Source organism: Paenibacillus sp. JT22N12, assembly GCF_056269365.1.
The window spans coordinates 47,855-69,775 of record NZ_JBWDNU010000019.1; the positions used below are offsets into that span (position 1 = coordinate 47,855).

The 21,921-nt window shown below is 52.3% G+C and carries 19 protein-coding genes and 1 riboswitch; of the genes, 5 read left to right on the top strand and 14 right to left on the bottom strand.

Annotated features, from left to right (window positions below; genetic code table 11):
- Positions 1–6 precede the first annotated feature (6 nt).
- Positions 7–750 (bottom strand): ATP-binding cassette domain-containing protein, encoded by a 744-nt coding sequence (locus tag AC0YOA_RS35185; RefSeq protein ID WP_475790540.1) that lies wholly within the window; start codon positions 748–750, stop codon positions 7–9.
- Between the two features lie 120 nt (positions 751–870).
- Between AC0YOA_RS35185 and AC0YOA_RS35190 the strand changes: the two genes are divergently transcribed.
- Complete coding sequence (locus AC0YOA_RS35190) at positions 871–1,011, top strand: hypothetical protein (RefSeq protein ID WP_475771060.1); 141 nt, start codon at positions 871–873, stop codon at positions 1,009–1,011.
- A gap of 109 nt (positions 1,012–1,120) precedes the next feature.
- Here the strand turns inward: AC0YOA_RS35190 and AC0YOA_RS35195 are convergent, their stop codons facing one another.
- The 7 genes from AC0YOA_RS35195 to AC0YOA_RS35225 form a co-directional block, all read right to left on the bottom strand.
- The gene (locus AC0YOA_RS35195) at positions 1,121–2,455 is read right to left on the bottom strand and encodes an ABC transporter substrate-binding protein (protein ID WP_475790541.1); all 1,335 of its coding nucleotides are present in this window, start codon (positions 2,453–2,455) and stop codon (positions 1,121–1,123) included.
- Between the two features lie 144 nt (positions 2,456–2,599).
- A complete protein-coding gene (locus tag AC0YOA_RS35200; protein WP_475790542.1) occupies positions 2,600–3,820 on the bottom strand; it encodes an AGE family epimerase/isomerase in 1,221 nt (406 codons plus the stop codon).
- Positions 3,817–4,773 (bottom strand): glycoside hydrolase family 113, encoded by a 957-nt coding sequence (locus AC0YOA_RS35205; protein WP_475790543.1) that lies wholly within the window; start codon positions 4,771–4,773, stop codon positions 3,817–3,819. The genes AC0YOA_RS35200 and AC0YOA_RS35205 overlap by 4 nt, the downstream gene beginning before the upstream one ends.
- A gap of 68 nt (positions 4,774–4,841) precedes the next feature.
- Entirely contained in the window at positions 4,842–5,678 is an 837-nt protein-coding gene (locus AC0YOA_RS35210; RefSeq protein WP_210046089.1) for a carbohydrate ABC transporter permease, read from the bottom strand.
- A 3-nt stretch (positions 5,679–5,681) separates the two neighbouring features.
- A complete protein-coding gene (locus AC0YOA_RS35215; RefSeq protein WP_475790544.1) occupies positions 5,682–6,560 on the bottom strand; it encodes a carbohydrate ABC transporter permease in 879 nt (292 codons plus the stop codon).
- Positions 6,561–6,684: 124 nt separating this feature from the next.
- Positions 6,685–8,187, bottom strand: a complete 1,503-nt coding sequence (locus AC0YOA_RS35220; RefSeq protein WP_475790545.1) for a response regulator — start codon at positions 8,185–8,187, stop codon at positions 6,685–6,687.
- 28 nt (positions 8,188–8,215) lie between these two features.
- Complete coding sequence (locus AC0YOA_RS35225) at positions 8,216–9,283, bottom strand: LacI family DNA-binding transcriptional regulator (protein WP_475790546.1); 1,068 nt, start codon at positions 9,281–9,283, stop codon at positions 8,216–8,218.
- Positions 9,284–9,537: 254 nt separating this feature from the next.
- Between AC0YOA_RS35225 and pepT the strand changes: the two genes are divergently transcribed.
- Positions 9,538–10,770 carry a peptidase T gene (gene pepT / locus AC0YOA_RS35230; protein ID WP_475790576.1) on the top strand — a complete coding sequence of 411 codons (1,233 nt, stop codon included), beginning with the start codon at positions 9,538–9,540 and terminating at the stop codon, positions 10,768–10,770.
- 139 nt (positions 10,771–10,909) lie between these two features.
- Here pepT and AC0YOA_RS35235 read toward each other — a convergent pair whose 3' ends face one another.
- Positions 10,910–11,764, bottom strand: coding sequence for an alpha/beta hydrolase family protein (locus AC0YOA_RS35235; RefSeq protein WP_475790547.1), 855 nt, complete (start codon positions 11,762–11,764; stop codon positions 10,910–10,912).
- A 279-nt stretch (positions 11,765–12,043) separates the two neighbouring features.
- Here AC0YOA_RS35235 and AC0YOA_RS35240 point away from each other — a divergent pair, with 279 nt between their 5' ends.
- Positions 12,044–12,682, top strand: a complete 639-nt coding sequence (locus AC0YOA_RS35240; protein WP_475790548.1) for a M50 family metallopeptidase — start codon at positions 12,044–12,046, stop codon at positions 12,680–12,682.
- A 436-nt stretch (positions 12,683–13,118) separates the two neighbouring features.
- A complete protein-coding gene (locus AC0YOA_RS35245) occupies positions 13,119–13,682 on the top strand; it encodes a hypothetical protein (RefSeq protein ID WP_475790549.1) in 564 nt (187 codons plus the stop codon).
- A 63-nt stretch (positions 13,683–13,745) separates the two neighbouring features.
- On the opposite strand, the gene AC0YOA_RS35250 is transcribed toward AC0YOA_RS35245, so the two are convergent.
- From AC0YOA_RS35250 to AC0YOA_RS35270, 5 genes are all read right to left on the bottom strand, one after another.
- Entirely contained in the window at positions 13,746–15,563 is a 1,818-nt protein-coding gene (locus AC0YOA_RS35250) for an APC family permease (RefSeq protein WP_475790550.1), read from the bottom strand.
- A gap of 134 nt (positions 15,564–15,697) precedes the next feature.
- A riboswitch (cyclic di-AMP (ydaO/yuaA leader) is annotated at positions 15,698–15,858 on the bottom strand.
- Between the two features lie 210 nt (positions 15,859–16,068).
- Positions 16,069–16,989, bottom strand: coding sequence for a polysaccharide deacetylase family protein (locus tag AC0YOA_RS35255; RefSeq protein WP_475790551.1), 921 nt, complete (start codon positions 16,987–16,989; stop codon positions 16,069–16,071).
- A gap of 23 nt (positions 16,990–17,012) precedes the next feature.
- Positions 17,013–18,293 (bottom strand): MFS transporter, encoded by a 1,281-nt coding sequence (locus AC0YOA_RS35260; RefSeq protein ID WP_475790552.1) that lies wholly within the window; start codon positions 18,291–18,293, stop codon positions 17,013–17,015.
- Between the two features lie 321 nt (positions 18,294–18,614).
- The gene (locus AC0YOA_RS35265) at positions 18,615–19,139 is read right to left on the bottom strand and encodes a hypothetical protein (protein ID WP_475790553.1); all 525 of its coding nucleotides are present in this window, start codon (positions 19,137–19,139) and stop codon (positions 18,615–18,617) included.
- 116 nt (positions 19,140–19,255) lie between these two features.
- Complete coding sequence (locus tag AC0YOA_RS35270) at positions 19,256–20,299, bottom strand: CobW family GTP-binding protein (RefSeq protein ID WP_475790554.1); 1,044 nt, start codon at positions 20,297–20,299, stop codon at positions 19,256–19,258.
- Between the two features lie 177 nt (positions 20,300–20,476).
- Between AC0YOA_RS35270 and AC0YOA_RS35275 the strand changes: the two genes are divergently transcribed.
- Complete coding sequence (locus tag AC0YOA_RS35275; RefSeq protein ID WP_475790555.1) at positions 20,477–21,916, top strand: spore germination protein; 1,440 nt, start codon at positions 20,477–20,479, stop codon at positions 21,914–21,916.
- Positions 21,917–21,921: the final 5 nt, after the last annotated feature.

Here is a 21,921-nt window from a genome sequence, read left to right on the forward strand (position 1 = left end):
AGGGGGCTAGAACGTGTATGCGAGCTTGTCCCTCTTAGCTGACAATGCCGGCCCGCAGCTGATGTCAAGCAGTTGGTCGGCTTCTCTCTCCCATAAGCCATGCTCCTCGAATATCCCGATTACTGTCGTCCCACTCAATGCCATTTCCTTCAAAACGGACAAAATCTCCTGCTTTGTTATTCCATCCAACAGATCGGCGGCGGACTCATTCAGGATAAAAAGCCGGGGGCGGGCAACTAATGCTCTTGCCCAATCGATGCACTGCCGCTGCTCACTGCTGCATACCGCAGGCGAGGTATACCACAGCTTCTCATCGACTCGAAGCCGCTCCAGCAGGTTCTGCGAGTCGGTTCTTGCCTGCCGGACAGAACATCCTTGCTGCAGTAAGCGCTCAGCTATAATGTCGGTTACGGATAGGCTGTATTTGGGAATCATCGCCGTCAAGGGATTCAATAATCCCATCTCATGTACGCGTAATTTCACGATTTCACTGACTGTGGCCTTTATCAAGTCCAATCTTCCGAGCAGGGAGGATTTATACCATATTTGACCCGCTTCGGGAATGACGGTCCGATACAAACAATTCAGCAGCTGCAAGGCTCCGCTGCTTCCCTTGATCCCCACCAGCATGCTCTCTTCCGCGCTGAATGAAATAATTTGGCTGGAGGAATCCGCTTTCAACCCGATCACCTGGAGCATTCCCGTCACCTCTTTCCTGCCGTTGCTGATTCTTACCAAGTTAACATTCACGCATCAACTCAGTATCAACGGAAGATTTAGATTATGTGAATATTGAAATCCAGGTTATATACGCGTAATGTGCATGAAAATCAGGCCGGGAGTTCATGTTATGACTGGGAGGTGAACGTCATGACAGGAAGAAACAATAACCCGAAGAACGACGGACCTGCCTCGTCCCCTTCGCGGCTCGATCAGTTCGGCGAGAAGCTGACGGAGGATGAAGGAACAAAGCCAATGAAGCCCGGCAAGGACAGCGGAAAAAGCTGCTGATTAAAGGAAGCGCAACTGCCAAAAAGGAACGGACGCCGATGAGGCGTCCGTTCCTTTTCTTGACTATCTGCCTTTATTTTTTACAGGTCAGATATTCGTTGTTTCAATTCTAGTAGCCCAATGCTTTTTTGGCTTCCGCCCATTTCTTGTTCAGTCCGTCCAATGCAGTCTTCAGATCTTTGGCGGTAACGAGCTCCTGAATATAGTTGCCTGATCCGATGCCGATTTGAGCTTTATTGGCGATTTCACTGAACTTGGTGTCCGTTGGCAGACCTTCGATAAAGGTAGGATTGGTCGCCTGGAACTCGGACAGCTGCGGCGAGTCCGCTTTCTCCGATTTGTCGATAGGCATGAAGCCGGAATCAGCCACATAACCGGATTCTTTAACGAAGAAATCCACCCATGCCGTCGCCAATTCTTTATTTTTGCTGTTTTTGCTTACAGCCACCATGTAGTCGGAGCCCAGCGGAGCGTTGTATTTGCCGCTGTTGTCATAAGGAAACGGAACGAATCCGATATCTTCCGGAGCTGCGCCCGCTGTCACCAGTTGCGGGATAACCCAGTTGCCCAGGAAATACATGCCGGCTTTGCCTGCTGCTACTTCGCCTTTGGACATTTCCCAGTTGTTCGTGTTCAGATCATTCTCGACCCAGCCCTTCTCCACGAAGGTCCGGGCGATGGTCAGCAGTGTGCCCCAGGCATTATCCATTTGAAACGGAGCTTCATCGGCAGCCATTTTGGTTGTCAGATCCGCTTGCCCGGCTACGTAGAAGGCCGAACCGTCTCCCCAGTTGCCCATAGGCCATTGTGCGCCATAGTTCATGTAAAGCGGAATAATTCCGGCGTCTTTGAGCTTCTGCGCATCCGCATACAGTTCATCAAGCGTAGTTGGGGCTTTGTCGATGCCGGCTTTCTTGAAGGCCGCTTTGTTGTATACCAGACCGGCTGTGTTCACACCGCTGGAAATTCCATAGCGTTTGCCTTCGAAAGCGGCTTGGTCCGGAAAGTATACATTGTCAAACATCGTATCAGGAAGCGGCTCGAAATATTTGCTGTAATCGGAGGATGCAATGCTGGTTGGTATCATCAGCACATCTCCTGTTTCGCCTGTTGTCAAACGGGTCAGAATGTCGGTGGCATAGTTGGTCAGGCCTTCAAACTCCACCTTGGCATCCGGATATTTCTCCTGGAATTTCTTCACGTATTTGTCCATCGTGCCGTCACTGATGAAATCGGTACGGTGCGTCAGAACCTTGATCGTGCCGCTGAGATTCGCATCTCCGCCTGCATTGCCAGCCGTTTCATCGGGAGTGTTGCCGGTCGAGTCATTCGGTGTGTTCGTGCCTGGATTGCCCCCGTTGTTCGCGGTGTTATTGCTGCCGCAGGCAGCCAGCATCGAAATGGACAACAGAACAGTAATGAGAACAAGCGCCATTTTTTTCATATTTCACTTTACCCCTTTTGTTTGATTTCTGCTTTGTACCAGATTGATGAACCTGGAAAGCAGTCCTGTTATCGCTTACATGTACCATTTTATCGTCTGCCGGAGTCAAAAAATATGAACTGCGTTTGTTTTTGTTGTCATCAGTTATGCTAACGAAGACAAATTTGTTAGCGATTGCAGCCGCTCCAGCACTTCGAAGCAGGCTCTGCTGTTATGGTAAGGACATTTCCAGGCATTGATCTTGGATTGGCTTGGATCAGGCACACCCTCCCGGGATACCCGCCAATGCCATTCCCCGCCCTTGCGGTCGCTTACCTTGGAACTGATAAAAGCCCAGCTGCGCTTGGCCGCTTCCATATAATCCACATCGCTGGAGAGCTGGTACGCGTTCAGAAAACCAACCATCGCTTCGGCTTGCGGCCACCAATCCTTAGCATCATCCAAATGCCCGTTTTCATGCAGCTCATTGAATAACGCTCCATCCGCATCCACGCCTTCGGCAAGTGTCGCCTTGGCCATTTCAAGCGCTTCGGCCCTCACTCGCGACGTAAGCTCATGATTGCCCAGCACCTCGGCTGCTTCGTACAGCAGCCAGCTGCCTTCAATATCATGACCGTAGGATACGTCGCCGGATTTAGATTCCCATTCATCATTGAAGAACAGCAGGAAGTGATGGCTCTGCGGATCGATAATCCGCTCCAGATGAATTTCAATGAGCTCCTGCAGCTTGCCGCGAAGCCCGTCCTGCCTCCATACCCGGTACAGATTCGTATAGGCCTCAAGTACGTGAAGATGGGTATTCATGGATTTGCGTTCATTCAGATCCTTGCCGCTCAGGCTCATGTCGCTTGTCTCGCCCCAATCCCGGGCAAGCGCCTCCACATAACCGCGGTGAACCGGATCGTACGCATGCTTCTCCAGCAGACGGTACACCTGCTCAGCCAGCTTGAGCGGTTTATGGTCGCCCGTAGCCCGTACATATTCCGCCAGCGCATAGATCACGAAAGCCTGCCCGTATACCTGCTTTTTATCCTGTGAGGGAGCTCCCTGCGGTGTTATCATCCAATAAAAGCCGCCATGCTCATGGTCCAGAAAGGTCGTTTCCAGAGCGTCCAGCGCACGCCTCGCCATGATCAGATATTCCTCTGCTCCGTAAATCCGGTAGGCCGCCGCGAAGGTCCAGAGTATCCGCGCGTTGAGGACGAGCCCTTTATCGGCATCCGGGTCAATGCTGCCGTCGCTGTCCATCCGCCCGATGAAGCCGCCTCTTTCTTCATCAACCGAATGGCGCTTCCAGAAGCTCAGGATATTATCTTTGACCTCCCTCTCCAGCTCATCACTCCACTGCGATAATGTCAGTGTCATACGGCGCCTCCTCTGCCATAATACTCACTGACGGTGGTTTCAGCAGGCTTGGCGTACATGCAGTAATCATCATTCTGCGGGGCATCCTGCGGCGCATAGAGCCGGGCAGGCCAGTCCCACAGCATGAATCCCTGCATCCACGGGCGGCGGGAGCAAGTCTCGAACATCGCCTTATAGTAACGATCCTGCTCCGCTCCCGAGGGAGCGCCAGGCAGCGACCAGTCATTGGGGCGCTGCGGTGAACCCTCACGGCTCGGACATCCGGCCTCCATGAAGAAGAACGGCTTCTTATAGCCCGCTATACTTGCCTCAACTCTGTCAAGCTGCTGCTCCCACTCGTCAATAGGGTAATAGCCGCTGGAAGATATAATGTCCACCGCATCCCACCAGGCCACATTGCCCTCCTGATATTTGTCGCAATTGTACGTAATAAGTCCGCAGTACACCGCACGGACCTTGGCAATAAGCGCACGCCAATGCGCTTCGCGTTTGTCCGTCTGCACCATTTCGCAGCCGATGCACAGCATCTCGCAGCCTTCCTCTTCGGCAATCACCGCATAATGCAGGATAAATTCCTCATAGGAAGCAAACCACTCGGACCAGGTGGGCTCTCCGGGAACCTCATGATCGAAAAAATTAATATGGGCGCGCCAGGTTCCGTCCGCACAGTTGACAACTGGCTTCAGGCAAACCTTAAGCCCCAGCTCCTTGGCCCGGCGGATAGCGCTCCGCACCTCGCTGTCTGTGACCGTCGGTTCTTCCTTATAAGAAATCGTCGTGGATTGGGCAGTCGCCTGCAGCGCTCCCAGGCTCAGAGCAGCCCAATTGACGTTCAGAGCCGTCATTGCTTTCATCGAGAATTCCGCATCGGATCCTTCCCAGGTGCCCCGCACGCCTGTCCAGCCCCAGGTCATGCCATTTACCGTTTCCTTGTTGAACTGCTCGATATTCATCGCTTGTCTAACCCCTCTCCGGACATGAAATGATGAAGGTAAGAAGAAAGGCGGCTTGCGCCGCCATCTTATTTGACCGCCCCATTCGTGACCCCTGCGAAAATATACCGCTGCAAGAACAGGAACAGGAGAACGGTCGGGATGAAAATAATCAGGATGCCTGCCGAGATAACGTTAACCTGGGCCGCATTCGGTCCGACGAAGGAATATATCGCCGTGGACACGACCTTCAGCTTCTGGCTCGGCATATACAGGTAAGGCGTGTAAAAATCATTATAGATGGAGATGGTTTTCAGAATAATCAACGTCGCCGTCGCCGGCTGCAGCAGCGGGAATATGATGGAGCGGTAAATCCGGAATAGCGATGCCCCTTCCATCATGGCGCTCTCGTCCAGATCCTTGGGAATGCTGTTGACGAACTGCAGATAAATGACGATTTGCAGCACATCGGCGCCCAGGTAGATCAGGATAGGAGCCCCCATCGTGTTGTAGAGCCCCAAATGCTGAATAACCGAAAAAGTAGCAACCTGCGTTGTGACCATCGGAATGACCTGGGCGACCAGGTACATGCCCATAATCGGCTTTTTCAGGGCAAAATCGAACCGGCCCAGCGCATAGGCAACCATCGTGCCGATCAGCACATTGCCTGCTACCGCGCTCACCAGGATGATCAGCGTATTGCGGAAGCCGAGCCCCAAATCTCCGACGTCGTACACTTTCTTGAAATTGTCGAAGTTCAGAAAATTGCTTGGCAGCGAGAGGACGGAGGACTGATAATATTCAACCTGCGTCTTGAATGCGCCAATCACCACCGAATAGATCGGGAAGAACACGACGAACAAGGCGAGTGCAATGGTGACATATTTCAGGGTGGTAAACAGCGGTGACTGTTTCTCATTATCCATCGCTTATTTCTCCTCCCGGAACAGAACTTTGCGCTGTATGACGATGAAGATCAGCACAATGACCAGCAGCACAACCGCCATAGCGGAGGCCAGACCGAAGTTCTGGTATTTGAATGCGGTGTCGACCGTTTTAATGACAAAGGTTGAGGTTCCGTTAGCCCCCAGCAGCATGACATACGGAATATCGAATGCCTCCAGCGCTCCCGTAAGCGTCAGGATGAGCATGAGCGACAGAACGCTTTTGATGCTTGGCATGGTGATGTAGCGGAATTTCTGCCAGGCCGTAGCCCCGTCAATGGAAGCGGCTTCATATATATCACCGGGGATGGATTGAAGCGCGCCAATGAAGATAACCATGTTCAGGCCCATGTACTTCCACATCGAGATGAAGGCAAGCGAGATGTTCACCAGATGCGGATTGCCGAGCCATTTCTGCTGCCAGGAGGCGAGCCCGATTTCACGCAGGAGCGCATTAAGCGAGCCATAGTCCAGATGGTACACATTCTTGAACATAATCACCGTCGCGACGCTGTGAAGGACATAAGGCAGAAACAAGGCCGAGCGGAAAATATTCCGTCCTTTCAGCCGGCCCGTGAGAATAACGGCGAACCACAATGAAAATGCCGTCTGAAGGAGGCCGCCAACGAAATAATAAGCATTGTTCTTCAGGGACATAAAGACATCGGGCTTGGTGAAGATCTCCTTGTAGTTGTCAAGGCCGATCCAGTTCATATCCCATCCCAGGCCCGACCAGTCCGTGAAGCTGTAATAAAACAGAGACAAGGCCGGATAATAGGAAAAGGTCAAGGATAAGAGAACGGGGATCGTCAAGAAACCGAAGAGAATAATCATACGCTGCGTTTTGTAATTAAATCGTTGCAAGAGGCCTCCCTCCCTTTCTGCGCTGCTGATGAATGGACCATTATCAATACCATCATTATAACGCCGGTCAAGGAAGCGGATAATGGACCGTGTTTCTTTTTGTTGTCCTGTATTATGCTAACGGTCACCTAACAGAATCGCGGTACTCCTTGGGCGTCTTTCCGGTCATGCGTTTGAACACCTTGGTAAAATAAGCGGGATCGGGATAGCCGACCTGTTCTCCCACCTCATAAGTCTTCAGCCCATGCTCTTCGCGAAGCAAACGCTTGGCATGATGAATCCGCACAGAAATCGCAAAGTCGGTAATCGTCTCTCCCGTCTCTCCCTTGAACAGCTTGCTCAAATAGCTCGGAGTCAAATGAACATGCTCCGCCAGCCGCTGCAGGTCCAATTCTTCTTTATATTGTTCATGGAGGTACATTTTGATTCGTTCCACCGCACGGCTGGCGTGACGGGATTCCTTTACAAGCTGCAGACGGTCCATCACCGTCCGCGACAGCTCCGCCGCATATGTACGATAGTCCCCAAATTGATCCGGATTGGGAACACTTCCTTTGCGAAATGGCTCCGGCTGATCCTCCAAGCCTTCATCCACTGCGCGCACGAGCTCCACGGCAGCCGATTCCAGGGCACTCCATCCGAGGCGAAGCAGCTGCGCTTCTCCAAGCCACCGCTGCAGTGCCGCCTCGGCGCGATCGGAGTCGCCGCCCGCAATTGCCGGGCCAAGCTCGTTCAGCAGCAGGCGGTGAAGGCTTTTCTTCTCATGCTGCAGCTGTGCAAAATCCGTTGAATAAACCATAACCGGTAGGCCGTCCGGTTCATACCAGGCATGCTGGCAGGCAGCCGATGCCTCTCCGTACGCATGCGCCAGCTGCGCGCCGCCGGCGTATACACCGCTTGTGCCGATGCGCACACGCGTTGCGATGGGCAGCTTGCCCAGCATGGTCAGCGCAAGCTCCCTTGCCGTATCGGCATGGTCGCCCGGTCGTATAGCCAGAATGACCGCCGCCAGCTTCCCTTCGCGGATAAGAATGCGGTGCTCCCGCTTCCAATCGGCGACAATGCCCCTGAGCCTTTCCTCACCGCATTCCGGTTCGCTGTGGACCAGCATTACGGTGTACAGATTACGGAACAAAGGCAGCTCGTCAAGCTGATCGCAAGCTCCCTGCCAAACGGGCTTGGCAATATGCGCAGCATCCACTCCCAGCATCAGCTCGATCAGCGACTCCAGGCCGAAGGGCTGACGGCTCTGCTCCTCCTCCACTTTTTCCGCAACGCGGGCAAGCAGCCGGATCAGCTCATCCTGATTGACCGGCTTCAGCAAATAATCCTCCACGCCGTGACGCAGCGCCTCGCGGGCATAGCCGAAATCATTGTAGCCGCTGAGAATGGCGATCCGCGCCGTACTGCCGCGCCTTCTCAGCTCTGCGATCATTTCCAGTCCGTCCATCTGCGGCATACGGATGTCGGTGATGATCAGATCCGCCTCCATCTCCTCCAGATAACCCAGCGCTTCCCGTCCGCTGCTCCAGATGCCGACCACCTGATAGGACGGATCGATCCGTCCGATGATTTTTGCGAGGCCGAGCCGGATAAGCTCTTCGTCATCGATAACCGCTATTCGCATCACGTAATCTCCCCTGTCTTAATGATTATCAGGCTTTGGCCGCCTTGGGCCCAGTCGATTGCCGCACCACGAGTTCCCCGGTCAGCAGAATCTTCTCCTTCGGACTGTTCGGATGCTCCAGCCGGCGCAGAAGCGCCTCTACAGCGCGAACGCCCATACCCCGCTTATGCACATGCACCGTGGTCAACGTAGGGCTGGATAATGCCGCATCCTTGATATCGTCAAAGCCGGTCACCGATACCTCCTCGGGAACGCGGATATTCATCCGCGCCAGAATGGTCATGACGCACATGGCGATGGAATCATTGGCGCAGGCAAAAGCAGTCGGCATCCTGGATTCACGCGAAAGCTCCTGAAGGATCGTCTCCAGCGCCTCGGTCATCTCCGAGCGGTTATCTCCCCTGATGGTCAGCAGCCCCTCATGCTGGTTGACCCCAAGTCCATGCTCCTCCGTCATGGAGCGGTAGCCGAACCAGCGGTCGTAGAAGCTTCGGGAATAGCGGAGATTGCCCACAAACTGCAGATTGCGGTGGCCCATTCCGACCAGATAATGCGTAATTCTGCGCATCCATTCGAAATTGTTCATGGACAGCACATCCGACGGGATCAAAGGGTCCTCGTGGTCAATGAGCACGAATGGAATCCCGAGATTGCGGATTTCCAGCAGAATCTGGTACGATACGACACCGACCCCGATAATGCCCATGACCCCCCTCGGATTGATCATATTGGCGAACTGGCTTCGTATATGCTCGGTCACCAGAATCATGCCGATGCCGCGCTCCTCCAGCTCCAGCTGGACGCCTTCAATAATGCGTCCCCAATAATAGGAATGCCTGGTCTGGTACCGTACGTTCGGGACCAGCACAATGACCTGCCGGTGGTCCGTCTCCCCGAATGCAGCCGCCTTGGGCTGCTCCTCCGCTGCCGGCTCTTCCTTCGTGATGAAGCGGTAACCCAGCTGCGCAGCCGCCTGAACGATTTTGTCTCTTGTCTCCGGCTTGATGCCGCTCTTGCCAGACAACGCCTTCGAGACGGCGAATTTGGAAACACCCACATGATCGGCTATATCCTGCATGGTGATTTTTTTGGTCATAATCAACACTCAACCCCGTCGCATAAAATAGGTAGCTAACAATCTTCAATCCATGATAACACACTTTATTTGTTAGCTCATTTTTCTTGGCACGGTTCAGGCTCCCTATACATAACATCGAATGTTAGATATATGTGATATGCAATCCTTTTGTTTGTAAAGGAATTTTTCAAAACGCTCCCAGGCAGTATATAATGGAAGCAAATGTACGTTATGTCTTTAACAATATCGATGGATGAAGGGATTTGAGAATAGTGAAAAAGGAAATAATCGACCGTTTTATCTCTTACGCCATAGTCGACACGCAATCGAACGACGCCAATGAGACATGCCCTTCGACGCCGGGGCAGCTCATATTAGCCAATCAGCTGGTCGCCGAGCTTAAACGGATCGGCATGAGCGAGGTCACCATCGATGATAACGGTTATGTCATGGCAACACTGCCTGCCAATACCGATAAACAGGTGCCGACCATCGGGTTTCTGGCTCACGTGGACACAGCCACGGACTTTACGGGAACGAATGTCAAACCACAGGTCATTGAATCCTATCAAGGCGGCGATATTGTACTGAATGAAGCCGGTCCTGTCATTCTGACCGCCAGGGATTTTCCGGAAATCAGCACTTATAAGGGACACACCCTGATTACAACAGATGGAACGACGCTGCTTGGCGCGGACAACAAGGCGGGCATTACCGAAATCATGACGGCGATGGCCTATCTGATCGGGCATCCCGAGATCAAGCATGGACGCGTCCGGGTTGCCTTCACGCCCGATGAGGAGATTGGCAGAGGCCCGCACCGGTTCGATGTGGCTGCCTTTGGTGCCCAATATGCCTACACGGTGGATGGAGGCCCGCTGGGCGAGCTGGAATACGAAAGCTTCAACGCCGCCGCAGCCACCATTATTTGCAAAGGAACCAATGTTCATCCCGGGACGGCCAAAGGAAAAATGGTCAACTCCGCCAAAATCGCCATGGCGATTCAAAACCGGCTTCCTAAGGAGGAAGCGCCGGAATACACGGAAGGCTATGAGGGCTTCTACCACCTGATCTCCATCACCGGCAGCGTTGAGCAGACGAAGCTTCATTACATTATCCGCGACTTCGACTCCGCCGCGTTCGAGGCGAGAAAAACAAATCTGATCAACATTGTGAGCGAGCTTCGCGAAATATATGGCGAAGACAGCATCGCCCTCACTCTGAAGGACCAGTATTTCAATATGAGAACCAAAATCGAGCCGGTCATGGAGATCGTGGAAATCGCCCGCCAGGCTATGCTTGGGCTTGATATCGAACCTATTATCAAACCGATCCGCGGCGGGACCGACGGTTCCCAGCTGTCTTACATGGGACTGCCCACACCGAATATTTTTACCGGCGGCGAAAATTTTCACAGCAAGTATGAATACATCTCCGTGGACAATATGGAGAAGTCCGTTCAGGTGATTACCTCGATTATCAGCAAGTTCGAGCAGCAGGCGTAAATAAAATCCACTATGGAGCAAGCGTTGCCCGATATGAACCTTCATCGGCAGCGCGCAGGCAGTACCGGCAACAAATAAAGCCGTGAATTTCAACGGGTGTTGAAGGTTCACGGCTTTATTTTACAGATGGCACTGCCAATTATTCAGACCGTACACCCGGCAGATGCCGGGCAAGAAAATGATCGGTTATGGCTATGGCCTGTTCCAGCTCCTCTGTCGTTCCGGCAAACGGATGGACTGCTCCGAAGGGATGCGTCCCGCCTGCAACGGTGGCATAATGCTGATTAGGCGCGGCTGTCTGGAGCTTCCTGAAACCAGTGAGCAGGCGAGCCGCATCCTGATCTCCCTGCAGCACCAGTACGGGAATCGGGAGTCCCGCCAAAGCTGAAGGAATATCAAAGCGCTCCCGGTTGGCATCGAGATCGTGAAAAAAATCAGCGCTGACCGGCATCTCCTGCTTCGTCCTCGCATTGATTACATAGCCTATACCCCGCTCCATAACCTCTGAACGAAATGCTGCATCGAACAAATCCGCCTTGGCAACGCCGTTCCAGGTGACAACTGCTCCGATCCGTTGATCCTGCGCGGCATAAATAATGCTGTTGCCTCCGCCTCTGCTGTGTCCAATCAGACTGATCCGCGAAAGATCGCAGTCCTGGGAGAAGGGCAGCTTGCCGTTCATCAGATAGTCGAGCAGCGCTTTCAGGTCGGATTGCTCTCTGGAGTAAGTGTTCAGCGGGTACTTGTCCAGTTCATCGAACTCCGTCTCCCCTACCCCGTTGCAGGAGAAATTGAAGGAGATGACCGTGTATCCCCTCCCTGCGAATTGTTCGCACAGATACGGGAAGAAGCCCCAATCCTTGAACCCCTTGAACCCATGAACGGCAATAATGACTGGCTTCCTTCGACCATCCTCGATCACTCTCACATCGCCGCGCAAATATAATTTCTCACCTAATGAAAAGGAAAACGACTGCTTGCTCAGATCACCCATTAGCTCCCCGGCTCCCTTCCTGTCATTCTGCTGAATAGAATCTCATATCAAAGCCTATGCCCCTCTATTATCTACCAAATTATGCCTCCAGGCAAAATAATGCCGGTTTGCCGCTTTCGCATCCAGCGCTGTGGTTTGGCGGAATTACTTGATATTGGAATCCTTTTGCGAAATAGAAACGTACAGGTTAGTATAAAAATATCGCGCAGTAACGGCTATACTCGCAATACAAAGAAAGAGGGGATTATTATTAAAGCCTGGCTGCAAATGGGAATATTCATGCTTATTACGATATTTCTTACACGCTTTATTCCGTTCTCCGCTTACTTCCGCAATGTGGATACGCTGGTCCACGAGCTGTCTCACGCTCTGGTCACGCTGGTGCTGTCAGGCAAGGTGAGATCGATTCATTTGTTCTCCAATGGCGGCGGCGTTACCTTCTCCTCCTATGCGGATACGTGGGTGGCGATTCCAATCGCCCTTGCCGGCTATATGGGCTCTGCCCTTTTCGCCCTGTTCTTATTTCGGCTGTATGCCAGCCGCAAAGAGCGGACCGGTCTGAACATTGCCGCGGCGCTTGCCGTTATCGGCTTGGCGCTGTTTGTCCGCAATGGCTACGGGATGGCGTGGTGCGCCGTCTTTGCCGCCGCTACTTTCGTCATCGCCGCGATAGCCCCGGCATGGCTGCGGCATGGCTATTTTTTGCTCATCGCCTTCATTGTGCTGGTGGAATCCATCATTAGCCCTTTCACGATTCTGTCAAACGCTTTAACTGCCGGGGATGCAGCCAGCCTAGGCAGAGTTACATTTATCCCGACAATCGTCTGGGCGCTCCTGTTTATGGCCTTCTCGCTGCTCTGCGCCAAAGGGTCGACAGGGCTTTTGTTCAAGCGCGGCTTCGGACAGAAGACGGCTTGATAAGAAGAAACGGCTTCGCCGTCCTTTTGGCAGCGTTCATCCCTTTGAACTTATATAAATATAAGCCATGTGAAACGCGATCAATCAATAAGTTAGGAAAACGGAAAAAGGCCGCCAATTGGGCGGCTGAGGCGGGTTTCATCCAAAAAAAATGATCAGAAAGCACAGAAAGCAGGCGTTTCGTTTTGGCGGTCGCCGAAAATATCAATATAATCATCATCCACGGATACCGTTCTCAAACTGCTGCCCTTTACCCGCTGTCACAATTGAACCGGTTCAACTTCCAGTAAGCGCCCGAACGGGATATCCAATTATTAACATCCCCGCCGCAGGTCCAGTAAGAAACCAACCTCGAGCATGTTTCGTCATACGGCGTTCTCCCGTACTCTTAAGATAACAGAAATGAAACATATAAGGGTACGGGGGAAAATGGATTATGAATGATCAGAAAACGATTTATGTCCTGATGACGGACACCGGAACACTTTTTACAAGAATGATTAAATTCGTCACGAAGGCGCCCCGCAATCACGCTTCCATCGCATTTGACTCCGACTTGAAGGATGTATACAGCTTTGGCCGCAAGCAGCCGCTTAATCCGCTATCCGGCGGATTCGTCAAAGAGGATATGAAGGGCAAGCTGTTCGGCAAAGCAGTCTGTGCCGTCTACAGTTGTACGATCAGCCGCTCTGCTTATGAGCGGATGCAGGCCTACATCCAAGCCATTGAAGCCAACCAGGAAAACTACAAATACAATCTGATCGGCCTGTTCGGCGTTATGCTGAATATGGAGTTCCAGCGCGAGAATGCTTACTTCTGCACCCAGTTTGTCGCCAAGGTGTTCGAGCATAGCGGACTTCCGATTGCCGACAAGCCGGCCTCGCTGGTCACTCCGGGCGATCTGGAAAATTCGGCAGCACTGCAGCTGGAATTTCAGGGCGAGCTGGAGCGCTATATCCAGCGCCAATCTACTGCTAAGCAAGAGATGAAGACCGCCTGATGCTTGAGCTGCTATTCTATCAGCTGCATCGATATTCCAAAACCATGCACATGGCGGGTTAGCTTACCGATTCAGATGATAGGGGACTGTCGTGATAACTACGTCCTTCTGGGCAAACAAAAAAGCATGCAGCATCAAGCCTGTCTGGTTGTGAAGAATATACTGCCACCAGTGCCTGGTTATGAACTGGGGAATGAGAATGGTAATATGATCGGTTTCCGCGCTTTTCCACTCGACCGTATCAATGAATTTCATGAGCGGCCTGATCACGCTGCGATAGCTGGACCGAAGCACGATGAGACGGACGCCGGGATTCCATTCCTCCCATTTTTTCTCCATCCGTTCAATATCTTCATCATCAAATCCCACATAAACGGCGACCACATTCTCCGTCAGCGACTTGGCATAGCTCAGCGACTGCATGACAACGCGCGTTATGCCCGCTACCGGAACCACAATGGTGCTTCCTTTAATAACCGGTTTGTCCGCTTCCATATTGATCCGCAATTGATCCGCCGTATTGCGGTAATGCTTGTTGATGCTCAGAAAGATCCAGATCACAACAGGCAGGAAGAGAAAGACCATCCAGACATGACCGAACTTGGTGAAGATAAAAATCAGCGTAATGACCAGAGTGGTGAGCATGCCAATTGTATTGATGATTAATTTTATGATCCAGTTGGCAGGCTTCAGCCTAATCCACCTCACCATCATCCCCAGCTGGGATAACGTAAAGGGAATAAAGACGCCTACCGCATACAGGGGAATGAGGCTCTCCGTATCCCCATGGAAAAGTACCACGAGCAAAGCGGACAAGATGCCCAGAATAATAATGCCATTGGAAAAGCCGAGACGGTCGCCGCGCACCATAAACACATTCGGCATATATTTATCTTTGGCCAGCATGAACGCCAGAAGGGGAAAGGCCGAGTAGGCTGTATTGGCTGCCAGAAACAGAATCAGGGCAGTGACTCCCTGGATGATATAATAAATCACGCCTCTGCCGAAGGTGGAATCGGCGATCTGGGAGACTACGGTTTCCTTCGGATTCGGCGTAATGCCGTACCAGTAGGCGAGAAGGCTGATTCCCACAAACATGGCGCCCAGAATGGCGCCCATCATGATCAGTGTGGCGGCGGCATTGCGATTGGCTGGCTGCTTGAAGTTCGGTATGGCGTTGGACACCGCCTCCACGCCGGTGAGCGCGGAACAGCCGGAGCTGAAGGCCTTCAGAAGCAGGAAAAGACTGATATTCGATACAGCGGCGCCGATTTCCGGAGGATGCGCGTCAACGCCTCCGAGCGCATACTTGATGATTCCCGAAATAATGAGTGCGAAAATCGCGAAGACAAACAAATAAACGGGCATGGCAAGCACGGACGCGGATTCCGTAATTCCGCGCAGGCTGATAATGGTCAAGAACAAAATCATGATGAGTGCAATCAGTACGCGGTGATCATGCAGGGACGGAAAAGCCGATGTAATGGCATCAGTCCCGGCGGATGTGCTGACGGCGACAGTAAGAATGTAATCGACAAGCAGCGAGCCTCCGGCCAGCAGTCCGGTGCGGACGCCCAGATTGTCCTTGGCTACTACATAAGCCCCGCCTCCGGCGGGATAAGCGAAGATCGTTTGCCTGTAAGACAAAATCAGAATCAGGAGAAGACCCAGCACAGCAAGCGAGATGGGGATGGAATACCATACCGCCGCGAAGCCCGCAGCCATCAGAACGATCAGAATTTGTTCCGTCCCGTAAGCGACTGAAGAGAGCGCATCCGAGGACAATACCGCAAGCGCTTTAAGTTTGGTCAGCTTTTCCCCTTCAATTTCCGCACTTTTCATTGGACGTCCGATTAATAACCGTTTGAATCTGCCTACCACTGTGACTTCCCCTTTTAGCTGCATTTTGTTGTGAAGCAAATGATCCTATCCCTTATTTCAAGCATAAAAAAAGCCGCAGAAAGTTAGGAGCTTTCCCGGCTTTATCCATAATTGAACATGGTTAAAACAACGATAATTCCTCTTCCGTACGCTTACGAGGTTAGCTGTCGGATTCGGGCGCGAGAGTCGCCCTACACCTTGGCTTGCGCCAGGTGATTCACCCCTGAGACCAGATCAACTGCATCTGCCTCCATGGTTCCCCCGTTTCTGTTTCAGAACTCAGCGATTAAGGATTTTTATGAAATTGAAACTCTTTTCCACGACTTGCTGCTTCACTTACTGAATATTACTCCTTCACTTATTTGTTGTACAGCAACGGAAACTGGAGAATATTTTAGCTCATTACCCTATATAGCGATATAAACGCTTACATAGATCCTATCCTCTTCCTACCAACCTTTTTCGCAGGATATCTTCATTTATGACCTATTATGTTTCCTGCCCATTATTTTTGTCTGGTCAAAAGCGATCTCAACAGCACAGCCGCGGATTTGAGCCTTGGCTTTTTTCTGTACTTGCGCACATCATCGTAAGTCGCCAGGGCAACCTTGGCATCCCTCAGCGCATAAGCGAAATCATCACCCTGCATCAGCTTGTATTCCCATACCCGCTTCTCCCAGGATGGAACAAGGGCGCTCATACGCTCGTCCTCGGCTGCCGGATGAATATAAGTCTCGCAGATTCCCTCGGGAAGATCGTAGAGCTTTGCCAGCATCATTTGCTTGAAGCTCTCATAGGTTTCCCCTTCTTCCACGCCATACGTATGGCTCAGCAGATAATCCGGTATCGGCACGCCGAGCGTATCCGCAAGATGGACCACCTTGCGCAGCGCCTGCTCCGCCCCCCGAATAGACGCCAGAAACTTGTCCCGGGGATCGATCCAGCGGAACAGACGGAATGGCAGGCCGCGCCGGGAGCACTGCCACAGCACCTGCGGCAGATAGCTTCTGCCTGTCGCCAGCCCATAGAGACTTCCCATATGATTATCCGCATGGGAGACCGTCAGACCTGCCTGCTTCACCGCCTCGAACTGCGCCTGCATTTCCCGTACAACCGCCTTCGGATCGGACTGCCGTTCGAAGGCTTCGATGGTGGCGTGCATGCGCCCGTCCGGGCCCTCCAGCGACGGATCGCCGGTCAGGCTTTTCCAGGGCAAAGCGGCGATCTCGCTTGTTAGCGTCAGATGCAGCCCGATATTCCCTGCCTTCTGCTTACGGCACCACGATGCCGCCTGCTCAAAGGCCGAGGCAGGCGGCATAATCGTTGCCGATGATACCTTCCGCTCCTCCAGCAAATGCATAATAGCTTGATTGGCGGCCTCGCTCTGCCCAAAATCATCCGCATTCAAAATTAAATATTTCTCCATCTGCTGCACCTCCAATGCTTTATTCAATCCTGACTTTTCGGAAATGGCTTCAGAAAAAACGAGAGAATCAAGGAAACGCTCAGTAAACAAAAGGGGACAACACAGACCAGGACGCGAAAGGTCAAATCAGGATTCGGTCCGGGTTCGTCGCCGCTTACATAACCAAAGAACATGCCGATGGTCCAGAACGCCAAGGCCGAGATCAGACCGCTGGAGCGGGTGATGAATCCGCTGACAGCCGTATACACGCCTTCCCTGCGCTGGCCGGTCCTGGCCGTATCCAGATCGATGATGCGGCTGTTCAGCACAGGCGGAGTAACCAGAAACCCTGCCAGTCCGAAGCCGACAATAATCCCGAATACAATCCCGCTGGCAAGTCCCTGACCGAACCACAGCGGTATGACGGACAAGGCATAAACAGCGAGAGAAACCCGCCAGCCGTTATGGGAACCAAGCTTGTTAACGATCCAGTACCAGACGACCACAAGGGGAATAACCGATACAAATATCGATGCCAACAGCAGGGAAACCTGGGATTCGGGAATGCGGAGCGTATATTTGGCGTAAAAAGGGATCATCGAGCTGAGCAGCCCGTTCACCGTCTGGGCGAACGAATTGGCAATGTTGAATATCCAGAACTCCTTGTTCTTCAACGTCTCGCGGAAGGATTCGATCAAACCAAGCCTGGGCTCGGAAACTTCCGTTTTCCCTTCCTGCACGCTCATCACGCACAAGAGCATGAATATCCCGAAAACCACGGCATAGATAAGCGCCATATAGCCAAAGCCGAAGGCATCGAATACGAGTGGCGTAAGCGCCGAGCCGATAAGGATTGCCGCAATCTGAAAGCCCTGCTGGATTGCCGAAGCCTTGGCCCGCAATCGGCTGCCCCGGAACAGTTCCGGGAAAAGAGCGCCGTAATTCACCCAGAGAATCGTAGCAACCCCTTCATAGAGAATAAGCGAAACGAGGAACCAAAGGAAGAGGTTCATATTCCCCAATCCCTGCGGCACGGCGAAAACCATGACAAATGAGGCCATAAAAAAAGGAATGGCTGAATAAATCCAGGGCTTGCGCCGGCCGAAACGCGTTCTGGTGCGATCCGACAGATAGCCGGCTATCGGCTGATTCACCGCGTCCCATATTAAATAGATGGTACGGGCCAGCGTAGCAAGTCCCACTCCAAGACCTAATTTTTCTACATAATAATAGCTGTAAAAGGAATTGAAGGCCTGGCTTGGAATCATCAAAGCAAACATGCCAAGCGCGTACGTGAAAGGAGAATTAAGCCATTTTCTGTTCATCCCAAACCTGCCCCTGTTATCAATATACGAATTTCCATTCTGGAAACTTCTGTTATATTCATTCTCTTAGCGGGTTTGGTATTCCTTCTGAACGGCTGAGATTACGTGACAGGCATGAAGGTATAAACGAAGCAGGATGAGGCCCCGGGTTGCACCAGAAATCCATCCAGCCACCAGGAAGAAACGGCTGCCGCCGTTCTTTTGGCGGCGCAGCTTGTCTCTCCCCTAAGACCTTATAGACCTATACATGCGTGAAACTTATACATGCGATAAGGTAAAATAAAAGCGCCCGGATTGCTCCAGGCGCTTCATACTGTTTACTTACTCGGCTGTCTTAAGCTTGTTAGGTTCAGGAGCTTCCGAACTTGTGCCGTGCTCCTGCTTCTCATGTTTATCCTTGCAGCGCTCGCGGATTTCCTGGCGGAGCTGCCTAGCGTCCTTGCCTTCCGTGGCAATGCCCAGCTTCTTGGCAAAAGCCTGCAGCTTCGCCAGATGCTTCGCCTTCTGTTCCGTCTCAAACCGTTTCCACTTGGCTTCGTCCGCCTTGCGGGCAGCTTTGAGCTCCTCGCGCAGCTGATCGGCATTCTTGCCTGCGGTCTCAATACCAAAATACCGGGCGGCTTCGGTCAGCCTTCTCATCCGGTGCTTCTCGCGGTCACTCTCGCTATATTTCCGGTGATCATGACCGTTGTTGCTCCACTGCTCGCTTTTCCCGTTTTGCTCCTGAGAAGAGGAAGTGCTGAGCGGCGGCGTCAAGTCCGCAGCTTGGGCGAATGACGGCAGAGCCGCCGCCAGAATCATGCCGGCCGCTGCTGTCGCGATCCATTTGCTGTTCCACGCTATCATCGTTTCTGTCAGCTCCTTATGAAGTTGGGTTGTCTATCACCTGGATAGTTTGTCCAACTTTACAGAGCTATAGTCAACTTTTTCCAAAGATCAGGACGTGGACCCAAGCTTCTTCCTCACTGCAGCTGTGCGAGCTCCTGCGCAAGCAAGCTCCTGGAGAAATGCTCCCCGATAAACACAGCCACATCATTCACTTTGCCCTGCGGCGTAATCCGCGTAAATTCCAGCTCCCGGTACGCATATTGAAATAAGAAGCGGCTGTTCGTGTCCGAGAAGGTAACAATACCCTTGGCCCGGTAAACCTCCTGCGGAAGCCTTGAGATAAGCTCTTCAAAGGAGTGGCTGTCGACCGGTCCCGCAAAATAATGGGTGAAGGACATCACATGAGCGTGTGATGCGTGAGACTCTTGGGACTCGTCATCATGCGGATGGGAATGCTGCTCACCTTCATGATCATGCCCTTCAAGCCTGCAGTTTGCCCCGCAGACATGCTTCCCGTGCAGCTGCCTGTACTCCGCATCCGTGTGGTCCTTGGGCGACAGATCGAACATGTTCAGCTCGGTCATGCAGCGTACTGTCATGGTCAGCGGCGCGTAGCCGTTAAGCTCGCGGACGAGCTGCTGGACCTCAATCAGCTCTTCGGGATTCAGCTTGTCAGCCTTGTTCACGATCAAATCGGTCGCGCAGCGGATCTGATCCTGCATCAGCTTGTAGGTTCTGCCGCCCCGCCGGCTGCGTAGCAGCAGTTCTGGCCCGTCAACGACAGTCGCAATTGTCTGCAAATCGACCCGAATGAACAAAGCCGCTTCCGTCACCGCGTCGATGATTTCCATTGGATTGGCTGCCCCCGTCGATTCGATCAGCACCACATCGGGCTGATGCTCCTCAATCAACTGCTTCAGCTCAAGGCCCAGATCGCCTCTGATCGTACAGCAGATGCAGCCCCCGAGCATCTCCGCCATGGGCACATCATCGTCAATGAACTGACCGTCGAGGTTCACGTCCCCAAGCTCGTTCATAACAATAGCTGCTTTAATATCAGCTGCTTTATAGTAATCGATCACCCGATTCAACAGCGTTGTCTTGCCGCTGCCGAGAAAGCCGGAGATCAGATGGATCGGAATCTTGTTTTGCTCATGGTGATGCCCGTTCATTGTCATAGCCGTTCATCCTTCCTCACTTGTCTAAAAAGAATTATATCGTAATTGTTACGTATATAACAGATGGCCGCTCAATAAATTCGCTAGTCGGCAAGCATGAATGTCTGTAAGAATAATTGACGGACGTTGAGGGGAAAATGAGGTTGCATTACCCACTTCCTTCCAAGGGGGCCAACCATGAGCGCTGCTTCCAACAACAATGACAAGCCTTCACTGGACAGGACGCTTCAGGAATTGCATAACTGTATGGATATCTATCACCGCATGTTTCCGGGCAAGCCGGAGCTGCATATCGTTTACTTCTCCAATCTGGTGAATATGGACAGGCTTCATCATGACCTCGTCGCCCCGCTCACCAGTGCTGACGGCAATGAACAAATAGCTGCGATCCTGACGCAGGAGCATTCTCTTTTCGTGGCTGCTCAGGATCATCACACCTGCGTCAACGGCATTCTGGCCGGACAAGCGGCGGTCTTCTTCCGGGAAAAAGTCTATTTGATCGATCTGTTGAATTCATTCGGAAGATCGATTGAGCAGTCCGAGACCGAAACGGTAATTGCCGGTCCGCATGACGGATTTGTGGAAAATATTACGGATAATCTGACCGTTATCCGCAGACGGATCCACAGTGCGCAGCTGAAAACCATTTCGCTCCAAGTGGGGGAAGTTACAAAAACACAAGTCATTGTCGCTTATATTGAAGGCATCGCCAATGACGAGCTGATAAACAAACTCATAGAACGGATCCGTGGCATTGAAATCGATGCCGTATTCGATACCAATATGCTTGTGCAGATGATCGACGACAATCCGAATTCCGTCTTCCCGCAATTTCTGACGACTGAACGGCCGGATGCCATCTGCTCCAAGCTCACAGCAGGAAGGGTTATATGTCTGGTAGACGGCTCGCCCTCGGCATTCAGCTGTCCGACTTCATTCTTTGAATTTTTCACTTCGCCGGACGATTATTACCAGAGATGGCAGCTGGGAACCGCTCTGCGGCTGCTGCGGATTATCGGTTTTGTCGTCACCATCGGCTTTACGGCCCTCTATGTCTCGATAACGACGTTCCATTATGAGATGGTTCCTCATACGATGCTGCTTAATTTGACGGAATCGCGCAGCCGCGTTCCTTTCCCGCCGCTCTATGAAGCACTTCTGATGGAGATTACAATTGAGCTGCTTCGTGAAGCAGGGGCCAGACTGCCAACCAAAATCGGGCAAACGATCGGCATCGTCGGCGGTATTGTAATCGGCCAAGCCGCCGTCCAGGCAGGCTTCACCAGCAATATCCTGATCATTACCGTCGCTTCTTCCGCAATCGCATCTTTCGTTATTCCGAGCTACATTATGAGCGCCTCCATCCGGCTTATCCGTTTCGGTCTGATTTTGCTTGCCGGGCTATTGGGCAATTTCGGGTTGGCTGCAGGAATTTGCTTTATCGTCATCCATCTGAGCGGCATCACGAATTTGGGAACCTCTTATTTGACTCCTGTAACTCCGTTCGTCAAAAAGGACTGGCTGGATACCTTTATCCGTGGCCCCTTCTATGCTCTGCGCAGCCGTCCTTCCCAGGTGCAGACATCCAATAAGGTCAAAAATAAAATGCGAAAGTAGTGCCT